Below are 12,294 nucleotides of genomic sequence, written 5' to 3'. Positions count from 1 at the left end.
CTAATGCGGCGCAGACAGAGAACGAATAGAGGCTAAGGCCCCATGGTTGGCAAGAATATCCTGATCGTCGATGACGAAGCACCGATCCGCGAAATGATTGCGGTGGCCTTGGAGATGGCCGGTTACGAGTGCCTGGAGGCGGAAAATACCCAGCAGGCCCACGCCGTGATCGTCGACCGCAAACCCGATCTGATCCTGCTCGACTGGATGCTACCCGGCACCAGCGGCATCGAGTTGGCGCGCCGGCTCAAGCGTGACGAGCTGACCAGTGATATCCCGATCATCATGCTCACCGCCAAGGGCGAAGAGGACAACAAGATCCAGGGGCTGGAAGTCGGTGCCGACGACTACATCACCAAGCCGTTCTCGCCGCGTGAACTGGTGGCCCGCCTCAAGGCCGTGCTGCGCCGTGCCGGTCCCAGTGATGGCGAGGCGCCGATCGAAGTTGGCGGCCTGTTGCTCGACCCTATCAGTCATCGTGTAACCATCGACGGTAAACCGGCCGAGATGGGCCCGACCGAATATCGTCTGCTGCAGTTCTTCATGACCCATCAGGAGCGCGCCTACACCCGGGGTCAGCTACTCGATCAGGTCTGGGGCGGCAACGTCTACGTCGAGGAGCGTACCGTAGACGTGCATATTCGTCGCCTGCGCAAGGCGCTCGGTGACGCCTACGAAAACCTGGTACAAACCGTGCGCGGGACTGGGTATCGTTTCTCCACTAAGGGTTAATCGCTGGCGCGAATGTGCGCCAGCCGCTCGACAAGGATGCGCTCCATCGTGAATCAAGACTGGCGTGGCGCCGTGGTGCGCCGGCTGTTGCTGTTGATCGGTGCCTGCCTGCTGCTGGGCTTCATCACCGGCCAGTACGCCTGGGTGTTGGCCTGCGGTCTGGCCATTCATCTGGGCTGGACCCTCAGCCAGTTGCTGCGCCTGCACAAATGGCTGCGCGAGCACAAACCCGACGAGCCGCCGCCGGATGGCTATGGCCTGTGGGGCGAGGTGTTCGACAGCATCTATCACCTGCAGCGCCGCAACCAGAAGGCTCGCGGCCGCCTGCAGGCAGTGATCGACCGGGTGCAGGAGTCCACTGCGGCGCTCAAGGACGCCGTGGTGATGCTCGACAGCCAGGGCAACCTGGAGTGGTGGAACCGCGCCGCCGAGACCCTGCTGGGTCTCAAGACGCCGCAGGACAGTGGCCAGCAACTGGCCAACCTGGTGCGCGACCCGCGTTTCAAGGAGTACTTCGAGCGTGGCAATTATGCCGATGCGTTGGAGATTCCTTCTCCGATCAACGATCGCCGCCGCTTGCAGTTCCATATCACCCGCTACGGTAATCGCGAGCATCTGCTGCTGGTGCGTGATGTCACCCGCCTTTATCAGCTGGAACAGATGCGCAAGGACTTCGTCGCCAACGTCTCCCACGAGCTGCGCACGCCGCTGACGGTGATCGCCGGCTATCTGGAGACGCTTCTGGACAACGTCGAAGCGATCAATCCGCGCTGGCTGCGAGCGTTGCAGCAGATGCAGCAACAGGGCGCGCGCATGCAGACCCTGCTCAACGACCTGCTGCTGTTGGCCAAGCTGGAAGCCACCGACTACCCCTCGGACAACCAGCCGGTGGCGGTCGACCTGATGCTGCTGTCGATCAAGAACGATGCCCAGGCACTGTCCGGCGACCAGTTGCATCGCATCAGCCTGGAGGCCGATGCACATCTCAAGCTCAAAGGTAGCGAGGCGGAGCTGCGCAGCGCCTTCTCCAACCTGGTGTTCAACGCCGTGAAGTACACTCCGGCCGGTGGCGATATCCGCATTCGCTGGTGGGGTGACGAGCAGGGTGCGCACTTGGCGGTCAGCGACACCGGCATGGGCATCGAGGCCAAGCATTTGCCACGCCTGACCGAGCGTTTCTATCGGGTCGACTCCAGCCGTGCCAGCAATACCGGTGGCACCGGGCTGGGCCTGGCCATCGTCAAGCACGTGCTGTTGCGTCATCGGGGCAATCTGGAGATCAGCAGCGTTCTCGGCAAGGGCAGCACCTTTACCTGCCATTTCGCCCCGGCGCAGGTGGTGCAGCGCGCGCGCTGAGTGCTTGCATTCGACGCGGCGAAGCTCCAACCTCTAGCGATCTTTGGCCAATCCGAACCTTCATGGACCCCTCCACGAGTCTCCCCGCTTCTGCCTACTTCGCCGATTTCGGCCTCATGCTGTTCGCCCTGTTTCTGGTTCTGCTCAACGGCTTTTTCGTCGCCGCGGAGTTCGCCATCGTGCGTCTGCGCGCGACCAAGGTCGATGCCCTGGCCGAAGCCCATGGCTGGCGCGGACATATTCTGCGCACCGTACACAACCAGATGGACGCTTACCTCTCGGCCTGTCAGCTGGGTATCACCCTGGCGTCGCTGGGCCTTGGTTGGGTCGGTGAGCCGGCCTTCGCCGAGCTGCTGACGCCGCTGCTGGTAGCCGTTGGCGTGGAGTCGCCGAAGCTGATTCACGGCATCGCCTTCTTCACTGCGTTCTCGATCATTTCCTACCTGCACATCGTCATCGGCGAGCTGGCGCCCAAGTCCTGGGCGATTCGTAAACCGGAACTGCTGTCGTTGTGGACGGCCGCGCCGCTGTACGCCTTCTATTGGCTGATGTACCCGGCGATCTTCGTGCTCAACGCCAGCGCCAACGCCATTCTGCGTATCGCTGGGCAGGGCGAGCCGGGGCCGCACCACGAGCATCATTACAGCCGCGACGAGCTCAAGCTGATACTGCACTCCAGCCGTGCCACCAGCGACAACGACCAGGATTTGCGCGTGCTGGCTTCGGCGGTCGAGCTGGGCGAGCTGGAGGTGGTGGACTGGGCCAACTCGCGTGAAGACCTGATCTTCCTCGAGCTCAATGCCAGCCTGGATCAGGTGTTCACCACCTTCCGCCGCCACAAGTACAGCCGCTACCCGATCTTTGACGAGAGCAAGGGCGAGTTCGTCGGTGTGCTGCACATCAAGGATCTGCTGTTGCACCTGTCACTGCTGGAAATGTTGCCGTCGGCGCTCAAGCTGGCGGATCTGATGCACCCGCTCGAGCGCGTCAGCCGGCACATGCCGCTGTCGCAATTGCTCGAGCAGTTCCGCCAGGGCGGCGCGCACTTCGCCCTGGTCGAGGAGGCCGACGGCAAGGTGATCGGCTACCTGACCATGGAGGACGTGCTCGAAGCGCTGGTCGGCGATATTCAGGACGAACACCGCAAGGCCGAGCGCGGCATTCTTGCCTACCAGCCGGGCAAGCTGCTGGTGCGTGGCGACACGCCGCTGGCCAAGGTCGAGCGCCTGCTGGGCGTCGACCTCGACCACATCGAGGCCGAGACGCTGGCCGGGTTGATCTACGAGACCCTCAAGCGCATGCCCGAGGAGGAGGAAGTGCTGGAAACCGATGGCCTGCGCATCATCGTCAAGAAGATGAAAGGGCCGAAGGTGGTCCTCGCCAAGGTGGTCAAGCTGGACTGAGTCTGCAAGGCGCCAACAGATGGTGCCTCACTCGGTGAAGAGGCCAAAAGGCACTGTCCGCTTGGTCAGTATTTTTCCGTAAAACCAGGCCCGTTCAGGGCCTGTTCAGTTTCGCGACCGCTCGTCAGGTTTGGCGAATCACTCCCTGCATCGACAGTCTAGGTACTTGCGTTCCACCTCCGGTGGACGGCGTTATCCACTCATTGCCAAGGAAATCGTCATGCAGCTGTCCAGCATAACCCCCAAAGCAACACTCGCCCTGTGCCTGGCGGGCGCCTCGCAGGCCTATGCAGACTCGGTCACCGACCCGATCTCCACCTTCGGTGTCATTGCTTCGCACAATCAGTACAAGCTCACCGTGGACGATGAAAGCGACAAGGAGCGCCTCAACCAGGGCGGCCTGTTCTACCACTTCGGTAACAAGCTGACCGGGCAGGAAGGCTTCATCTACCAGGCGGGCATCGAAGGCCAGTACCGTGACAAGGACGATGTGGAATACAAGTCCGCGCGTGCCGATATCGACCTCGGTTTGCGTGCTGCGCTGAGCACCAACAACTACGTCGACGTGATCGTCGGTGGCGGCTATGACTGGGGCCGTATCGAGCAGGACAACGTCGGCCCGCTCGACAGCAACGTCAAGCTGACCAGCAAGTCGCCCTTCGCCAAGGCTGGCCTCGGCTACAACTACCTGACGCCGGACTACACCCTGCGCCTGGAAGTGGGTGCGCGCTATTCCATCAACTCCGAAGCGCGTCTGAAGGTCGATGGCGACAGCGACTCCGTGGACCTCAAGGACAAGGTCAATCCTTACGGCGAGCTGACCGTGCTGTGGAACAAGGGCATCAATAGCCTGCCGATCAGCACCAGCCTGTACTACACCCAGACCCGCTATGAGCTCGACAGCAACAGTGCTGTTGCAGAGCGCAGCAAGCTCAAGCAGGAGCAAGTCGGCCTGCGCGTAGGCCTGGCGTTCTAAGCGCCTCCTGGACCGCCTGGTCTGCCAGGCGGTCCACCCTGATTGCCGCATTGCATCTTTCCCCTAACCTCCGAATGGCTGACTGAACCTCATCTGGCCAGCGCGTACCTGATCCAGTAGGGTGTCATCCCGCTATCTGGGGCGGCGGCCGGTGGGTCGTCGCGTCGTTTTCATCGTGAGGAAAGAGCGCATGAGTGCACCCGTCGTCATCATCGGCACCGGCCTGGCCGGCTACAACCTGGCCAAGGAATGGCGCAAGCTAGACACCCAGACGCCTCTGCTGCTGATCACCGCTGACGACGGCCGCTCCTACTCCAAGCCGATGCTGTCCACCGGTTTCGGCAAGAACAAGGATGCCGACGGACTGGCCATGGCCGAAGCCGGCGCCATGGCTGAGCAGCTCAACGCGGAAATTCGCACCCATACCCGTATCACCGGAATCGACCCCGGCCACAAACGCTTGTGGATCGGTGAGGAAGCCGTGCCATACCGCGACCTGGTACTGGCCTGGGGCGCCGAGCCTATTCGCGTCCCGGTAGAGGGTGATGCCCAGGATGCACTGTTCCCGATCAATGACCTGGAAGACTACGCGCGCTTTCGCAGCGCCGTGGCCGGCAAGCGCCGCGTTCTGATTCTCGGCGCCGGTCTGATTGGCTGCGAGTTTGCCAACGACCTCAGTGCCGGCGGCTATGAAGTAGAGCTGCTGGCGCCCTGTGAGCAGGTGATGCCCGGCCTGCTGCATTCGGCGGTGGCCTCTGCCGTACAAGCCGGTCTGGAGGGGCTGGGTGTACGTTTTCATCTCGGCCCGGTGCTGGCGAGTCTCGACCGCCAGGGGGATGCGCTGCAGGCCTCGCTGTCCGACGGCAGCCTGATCCAGTGCGACGCGGTGGTCTCGGCTGTGGGTCTGCGTCCGCGCACCGCGCTCGCTGCGGCAGCGGGTCTCGACATCAACCGTGGCGTGATGGTCGACCGCCATCTGCGGACCTCGCACGCCAATATCTACGCTCTGGGTGATTGCGCCGAGGTCGATGGGCTCAACCTGCTCTACGTCATGCCGCTGATGGCTTGCGCCCGAGCGCTGGCCAAGACCCTGGCCGGCGAGCCGACGGCGGTCAGCTACGGGCCGATGCCGATAACGGTCAAGACGCCGGTATGTCCGCTGGTGGTTTCGCCGCCACCGCGCGGCAGTCAGGGAGAGTGGACGGTCGAGGGCAGTGGCAGCGACATCAAGGCGCTCTGCCGTGAGGCTTCCGGCGCGTTGCTCGGTTATGCACTGACCGGCGCCGCGGTGCAGGAGAAACTGGCCCTGAACAAGGAATTGCCCGCGCTGCTGGCATGATTGCCTGCCGTTCTGTCGGATACGCCACGAATTTGCCTGGTTAAAGTGGCGGGCGAGACTGGCGCAGCGCGATGCGGCATGCCATTCTCCCAAGGGTCTGCCGCAGCGCAGAGCTGTTGCGGCGCCTTGGGCGCTGTTCTGGAAGAACAGCACGGACACAACAACAAAAAACCGTCAAAGAGGCATCTATGCGTAAACCGGAACTCGCCGCCGCCATCGCCGAAAAGGCTGATCTGACCAAGGATCAGGCCAATCGTGTACTCAACGCCGTACTGGAAGAAATCACCGGTGCACTGAACCGCAAGGACAGTGTCACCCTGGTTGGCTTCGGTACTTTCGTCCAGCGCCATCGTGGCGCCCGTACGGGCAAAAACCCGCAAACCGGCCAACCGGTGAAGATCAAGGCCAGCAACACTGTGGCCTTCAAACCGGGCAAGTCCCTGAAAGACGCGGTCAACTGAGCCCGCTACCCGGAGCCGCTCGGCTCCGGGTTCCCCACCGCCGCTAGGCTGTCAAACGCGTTGTGCCCGCCGTGCTTTTGGCAGGCTGTAGTCTTGCAAGAAAACCACTACAATGCGCGGCCATCATCTTCGATCACGAGGGCCTGTGCATGAAATTTCGTTTTCTTCTGTGGATGCTGGGCCGCCTGATGGCCAAGGCCAGCCGTGAAAATCCAGCCTTCCGCCAGCAGCTCGAAGGTCGCGACATGGTCTTTCAACTGCACACCCTGGACGGCAAGGTTGCCCGCCATTTCATCGTGGCCGGTCAACGTGTCACCAGCAAGCGAGGTACTGCCAAGGAGCCTGCTTTCGCCCTTGGTTTCAAGGACGCGGCCTATGGCTTCGAGACCATGACTGCGAAGAACAAGCAGCTGGCTTTCATGCAGGGTATCCAGAACAAGGACATCCAGATCCAGGGCAATCCGGCACTGGTCATGTGGTTCCAGGGGCTGACCAAGTACCTGATGCCGAAGAAGAAGACCGAGGCCCCGAAAAAGGCTGCCTGATAAGCACCGATTCGCGTCGCGGCTGGCCGCGACGCTGCGCTTTGGTTAGGCTGCCAGGCATGTTCCTGTGGAAAGCCTGAGCATGCGCCTTTTCCTCCTGCCCCTGCTGTTGCTGGCCACCGCCACGGCGCGAGCCGAGCCGGCCTCCGCCAAAACCCTGCTGCCGTTATTCGAGCTGGCGGGTATCCATCTACTCTGCGAGCAGAGTGCGCCGTTGCTGCAGCGTGGTCAGGGTGATGCCGAACAGAAACGCCTTGCGCAACTGTTTGCGGGCGAGGCGTTCTGTCTCGATCTGGCTGAACGGGTCGGCTCCCGTTTCGATGTTACGCAAGCCGAGCAGGCTCATGAACGTCTCGACAGTCCGCTGGCGCAGCGCTTCACCGCTGCCGAGCGTGCAGTCGGTGAGCAACCCGATGGGCTGGCTGAATACCGCGAGCGGTTGCAGGCACAGCCGCCACGAGGCGCGCGTCATGATCTGGTCAAACGTCTCGATGCCGCTGCACGCACCACCGAACTGGCCAGCCTGCTGCGTTACGAAGTCGGCAAGACCCAGGCTCTGCTGGCGCTAAGAGCGCGGGGGGAGAGCCTCAGCGAGGCCGAGTTGCAGGCGCAGACACAGAAGCAGGCCGAAGCCATACGCCAGTCCAGCGGGCAGGCGGTGGAAACCTTCATGTTCTATGCCTACCGGCAGATGCCCAGCGATCAGTTGGCGGAGTATGCGGCGCTATACGAGCACCCCAGCGTCAGCCAGCTGCTCACCGTCAGCCTGGAGGTGTTGCCGCAGCTGTTCGCCGAGCGACGCGAGCAGTTGCGCAAGACGGCGAGCCAGCCGTAATGACCGAGGTGGGCGCCTGTCAGTGCGGGTGCTGAAACTGCGCTGCGAGCTCGCGCAGTGCGACTTCGGCGCTGAGTACCTTGCTGACGGCATCCTCGGCTTTTTCCCGACTCAGGCCCAAGGCCTCGAATAGCTCGTCCGGGATCTCGCTCTGAGGTCCGGCACCGATACCGCGGTTACGCAGCAGGCTGACGGCCAGGCACACCAGGTTGGGGAAGGCCGCGCTGTCGCCGGCATAGGACGGGTCGTGCTGGAAGCGCAGGGCGCTGGACAGCTCTTCAGGCATATCCCAGTGACGCATCAGCCAGGCGCCGATCTGCTCGCGGGTGATACCCAGCAGGTGCTGCTCGATATGGCTGTGCGAGAGATGCGGGTTGACTTCCAGATGGCGGCAGATCAACGAGAAGTGCGGCGGGAAGACGTGCGCCAGAACCAGGTAACCGAAGTTGTGCAGCAGACCGGCGAGGTAGGTCAGGCCGGCTTCCGGGCGCTGTGCGCGGGGCATGGCCCGTGTCAGTCCTTCGATCACCGCAGCGGTGTAGATCGCCTGTTGCCAGTAGGGCGTGGCGTGCTGGGGCTGGTCCTTGGGCAGGCTCAGGGTCTTGCCCAGCGCCAGGCCTAGCGCCAGGTTGATCACCAGGTCGAAGCCCAGCACGCGGACGATGGCATCTTCCACCGAACGGATCTTGCCGGGCGCGGCGTAGTAGGGCGAGGCTGCCCAGCTGACCACCTGGGCAGCCAATGCCGGGTCGGTTTCGACCACGCCGGTGATGTCGTCCACCGTGGCGTTGGGATCGACCCGTAGCTTGATGATCTTCTGTGCGGTTTCCGGCAGTGGCGGAATCTCGATGGTTTCTTCCAGGCGCTGCTGGATGCGCCGCGCGGTAAAGGCTTGCACGGCCTGGGTGATCTCCGCGCGGTCATCATGCGGGCGATCCAGGTTCGGCTTGATCGCGCTCACCGGCTCGCCGAAACGCGCCGCACTGGCCTTGCTGAGCAGCGTCTTGAAGGCTTCGGTGGGGACTTCCAGTAATACGCCGGGCTGGCCGGAATCGATCAGCAGGTTGGGTACCTGCAACAGGCGTTCTTCATACAGGCAGGGTGAGCTGGTCAGCGGCGGCAAACCGGGCAGGGCGGCCAGATCGTGCTTGCCGAGCATGCGCTCCAGGCGTTCGGGTTTGACTGCGGTGAGCTGGCGCCCGGTCAGTTCCGCCAGGCGTGACAGATCCAGCAAGTGGCTGCGCGGGTAGAGCACCAGCAGGGCACCGACGGCATCGTCCACCAGCACGGCCTGCAGGCGCGCCTCGCTCGGCTGGCCCGGTCGCTCCGCACGCACCTGGTAGGGTACGGCGAGTTTCTCCAGCAGTTGCACGATCACGGCGGGCGGTTGCGGAGTGGCGTTGGCGGCGAGGGCAGCTTCAGTCATATCGATATCCAGCGTTGGCGCATGTGCCTCGGAGTATAACCAGCGAGGATTTGCGCAATGGTTCGTGGCGACGGTTGTCCTGTGAACAGGTTCACACTTGACCGTATTGCTGGCCATGACGCAACCAGCGTTCCAACAATGGAGCCACATGTTGTGGCCAATGTTCCAAAAGTGCCTGTGCGGCATCGCGAACTGCAGGCAGCAGATCGGCGTCGCGCATCAGGTCGGCGACCTTGAACTGCAGCAGACCGGTCTGCCGGGTACCGAGCATTTCACCGGGGCCGCGCAGTTCCAGATCCTTCTCGGCGATAACGAAGCCATCGGTGGTTTCACGCATGATCGCCAGGCGTTCGCGGCCGAGCTGCGACAGCGGTGCGTGGTAGAGCAGCACGCAGTGGCTGGCCGCACTGCCCCGACCAACCCGGCCGCGCAACTGGTGCAGCTGGGCCAGGCCAAGGCGCTCGGGGTTTTCGATGATCATCAGGCTGGCGTTGGGGACGTCGACGCCCACCTCGATTACCGTGGTCGCCACCAGAAGCTGCAAGCTGCCCTGCTTGAATTCTTCCATCACTGCGGCCTTTTCGGCCGGTTTCATGCGCCCGTGGATCAGCCCGACGCGCAGCTCGCCAAGTGCGGCGGACAACTCCTCGTAGCTGGTTTCCGCAGCCTGGCAGGTCAGTTCCTCGGACTCTTCGATCAGCGTGCACACCCAGTAGGCCTGGCGACCCTGCTGGCAGGCGTTGCGCACGCGCTCGACCACCTCGATGCGGCGGCTGTCGGCGATCACCAGGGTGTTGACCGGTGTACGCCCTGGCGGCAGTTCGTCGAGGATCGAGGTGTCGAGGTCGGCGTAGGCGCTCATCGCCAGGGTGCGTGGGATGGGCGTAGCAGTCATGATCAACTGGTGCGGGCTGAGACGTCCGTCGATGCCTTTCTGGCGTAGGGCCAGGCGTTGCTGCACACCGAAGCGGTGCTGTTCGTCGATGATCACCAGCGCCAGGCGCTTGAACTTCACTTCGTCCTGGAACAGAGCGTGGGTGCCAACCACCATCGGGCAGCCGCCGGCAATCTGCTCCAGAGCGGCGGCGCGGGCCTTGCCCTTGAGCTTGCCGGCCAGCCAGGCGACTTCCAGGCCAAGCGGTGCCAGCCATTTGCTGAAGTTTAGAAAGTGCTGCTCGGCGAGGATTTCGGTCGGCGCCATCAGCGCCACCTGATAACCGGCCTCCAGCGCCTGCAGCGCAGCCAGCGCCGCGACCACCGTCTTGCCGGCGCCGACATCACCCTGCACCAGACGCAGCATTGGTTCGCTCTGCGCCAGGTCGTAGGCGATCTCGGCGCCCACGCGCTGCTGCGCTCCGGTGGGGGCGAAGCCGAGGTTGGCGAGGTACTGTTGCGGCAGCTTCGTTGCCGGCGGCAGCGCCGGTGCCTGTTGCGCGCGTACCTGTTCACGCAGGCGCTGCAGGGACAACTGGTGAGTCAGCAACTCTTCGAAGGCCAGGCGGTGTTGCGCCCAGTGACGGCCCTCGGCGAGTTCTTCGACATCGGCGTCCGGCGGCGGCCGGTGCAGGTAGCGGATGGCCTCGTCCAGCGGCGCCAGGCGATAGTCGCGGGCCAATTCCTCGGGCAGCCAGTCTGGCAGGCTGCGCGGGCCGAGACGCGCGAGTGCCTGCTGGCTGAGCTGGCGCAGGCGCTGTTGGGTCAAACCTTCGGTGGTCGGGTAGATGGGCGTCAGGCTCTGCTCCACCGGGGCAGGCTCGTCGCCGCTCTGTGCGCGGTACTCCGGGTGGTAGATTTCCAGGCCGGTAGCGCCGGGGCGCACTTCACCGTAGCAGCGCAGGGCGGTGCCGCGCTTGAGGCCGTCCTTCTGCGCCTGGCTGAAGTGGAAGAAGCGCAGGCTCAGCGTGCCGCTGCCGTCCTGCAGGCGTACCAGCAGACTGCGCCGCCGGCCCATGACCACATCGGCGCCGGCAACGATGCCCTCGACCACCGCATCCTGCCCCGGGCGCAGCGCGCCGATGGGGGTGATGCGCGTGCGATCCTGGTAGCGCAGCGGCAGGTGGAACAGCACGTCCTGCAGGTTTTCCAGGCCGACCTTGGCCAGTTTCTCGGCCAGGGCCGCACCCACACCCTTGAGCGCGGTGACGGAAACCGCTGCCAGTTCGCTCACGTCCTGCCTCAGACTGCCTTGGTCTGCGGGCTACGGGCGACCGAGCAGAGGCGGATGGAGTCGGCCAGCACCTCGATGGCGTTGGGGCGCGGGAAGCTGGCGCGCCAGGCAATGGCCACGGTACGGAACGGCACCGGCGCGCTGAGCGGACGCACTTCGATCACGCCCGGCGCGTAGTGATGGCTGTCGACTGCCGAGAACGGCAGGATCGATACGCCAAGGCCGGAGGCGACCATATGACGGATGGTTTCCAGCGAGCTGGATTCTACCGTGGTGTGCTTGCCGTGGTCGTCGCCACCCTTGCGCAGGGTCGGACAGGCTTCCAGCACCTGGTCGCGGAAGCAGTGGCCCTCGCCGAGCAGCAGCAGGCTCTTGTCGTTGAGCAGCTTGGTGTCGATGGTCTCCAGCTCCGCCCAGGGATGGCCGGCTGGCAGCAGGGCGTAGAAGGGCTCGTCGTACAGCGGCTTGGTCAGTACATCGGCCTCCTGGAACGGCAGGGCGATGATGATGGCGTCGAGTTCACCGGTGCGCAGTTTGTCGCGCAGGATATGGGTGAAGTTTTCCTCGATGTACAGCGGCATGTCCGGGGCGACCCGGTGCAACTGTGGAATCAGGTGCGGGAACAAGTAGGGGCCAACGGTGTAGATGGCGCCGATCTTCAGAGGCGCAGCCAACTGGTTCTTGCCGGCCTGGGCCAGCTCGCGAATACCCTGGGCCTGCTCCAGCACCTTCTGCGCCTGGGTGACAATGCCTTCACCGACCGGGGTCAGTCGCACGGCGCTCTTGCTGCGCTCGAAGATCAGCACGCCAAGCTCGTCCTCCAGCTTTTTCACGCCCACCGACAGGGTCGGTTGGCTGACGTGGCAGCGCTCGGCGGCGCGGCCGAAATGCTGTTCCTGGGCGAGGGTGACGATGTACCGCAGTTCGGTGAGGGTCATAGTGTTTATCCATTAAATTGCCGACAAGCATAGCCTTTGCAAACAGATGAACCAACCGGGCTAATAGGCTGTTGCAAAACTATCTCGCCTTTGGCGTGTGCATCGCCCTACCTCCG

The 12,294-nt window shown here is 63.6% G+C and carries 11 protein-coding genes; 8 read left to right on the top strand and 3 right to left on the bottom strand.

The features are described from left to right. Positions 1-42: 42 nt before the first annotated feature. The 8 genes from phoB (at position 43) to AAEQ75_RS07575 (ending at position 7,647) form a co-directional block, all read left to right on the top strand. Positions 43-732 carry a phosphate regulon transcriptional regulator PhoB gene (gene phoB, locus AAEQ75_RS07610; protein WP_024310067.1) on the top strand — a complete coding sequence of 230 codons (690 nt, stop codon included), beginning with the start codon at positions 43-45 and terminating at the stop codon, positions 730-732. A 36-nt stretch (positions 733-768) separates the two neighbouring features. Next, complete coding sequence (phoR, locus tag AAEQ75_RS07605) at positions 769-2,088, top strand: phosphate regulon sensor histidine kinase PhoR (protein WP_343351430.1); 1,320 nt, start codon at positions 769-771, stop codon at positions 2,086-2,088. A 62-nt stretch (positions 2,089-2,150) separates the two neighbouring features. Continuing rightward, positions 2,151-3,491: a hemolysin family protein gene (locus AAEQ75_RS07600; protein ID WP_343351428.1), complete on the top strand. Its 1,341-nt coding sequence runs from the start codon at positions 2,151-2,153 to the stop codon at positions 3,489-3,491. Between the two features lie 220 nt (positions 3,492-3,711). After that, entirely contained in the window at positions 3,712-4,467 is a 756-nt protein-coding gene (locus AAEQ75_RS07595; protein WP_045735547.1) for an outer membrane beta-barrel protein, read from the top strand. Positions 4,468-4,657: 190 nt separating this feature from the next. Beyond that, positions 4,658-5,806, top strand: a complete 1,149-nt coding sequence (locus AAEQ75_RS07590; RefSeq protein WP_343351426.1) for an NAD(P)/FAD-dependent oxidoreductase — start codon at positions 4,658-4,660, stop codon at positions 5,804-5,806. 188 nt (positions 5,807-5,994) lie between these two features. Next, on the top strand, positions 5,995-6,267 hold the full coding sequence (locus AAEQ75_RS07585; protein WP_003242571.1) for an HU family DNA-binding protein: 273 nt from the start codon (positions 5,995-5,997) through the stop codon (positions 6,265-6,267). Positions 6,268-6,416: 149 nt separating this feature from the next. Beyond that, positions 6,417-6,812, top strand: coding sequence for a hypothetical protein (locus AAEQ75_RS07580; RefSeq protein ID WP_013717769.1), 396 nt, complete (start codon positions 6,417-6,419; stop codon positions 6,810-6,812). Positions 6,813-6,894: 82 nt separating this feature from the next. Beyond that, the gene (locus tag AAEQ75_RS07575; protein ID WP_172825327.1) at positions 6,895-7,647 is read left to right on the top strand and encodes a hypothetical protein; all 753 of its coding nucleotides are present in this window, start codon (positions 6,895-6,897) and stop codon (positions 7,645-7,647) included. Positions 7,648-7,666: 19 nt separating this feature from the next. Here the strand turns inward: AAEQ75_RS07575 and AAEQ75_RS07570 are convergent, their stop codons facing one another. The 3 genes from AAEQ75_RS07570 to AAEQ75_RS07560 form a co-directional block, all read right to left on the bottom strand. Beyond that, positions 7,667-9,073 (bottom strand): aminoacyl-tRNA deacylase and HDOD domain-containing protein, encoded by a 1,407-nt coding sequence (locus AAEQ75_RS07570; RefSeq protein ID WP_343351425.1) that lies wholly within the window; start codon positions 9,071-9,073, stop codon positions 7,667-7,669. Positions 9,074-9,164: 91 nt separating this feature from the next. Beyond that, a complete protein-coding gene (recG, locus tag AAEQ75_RS07565; protein WP_343351424.1) occupies positions 9,165-11,240 on the bottom strand; it encodes an ATP-dependent DNA helicase RecG in 2,076 nt (691 codons plus the stop codon). Between the two features lie 8 nt (positions 11,241-11,248). Beyond that, a complete protein-coding gene (locus AAEQ75_RS07560) occupies positions 11,249-12,178 on the bottom strand; it encodes a hydrogen peroxide-inducible genes activator (protein ID WP_343351422.1) in 930 nt (309 codons plus the stop codon). Positions 12,179-12,294 lie beyond the last annotated feature (116 nt).

Source organism: Pseudomonas sediminis (assembly GCF_039555755.1).
GTDB lineage: Bacteria > Pseudomonadota > Gammaproteobacteria > Pseudomonadales > Pseudomonadaceae > Aquipseudomonas > Aquipseudomonas mendocina_D.
Note: the sequence above shows the minus strand (reverse complement) of the source record. Positions and strands in the feature narration are given on the sequence as shown.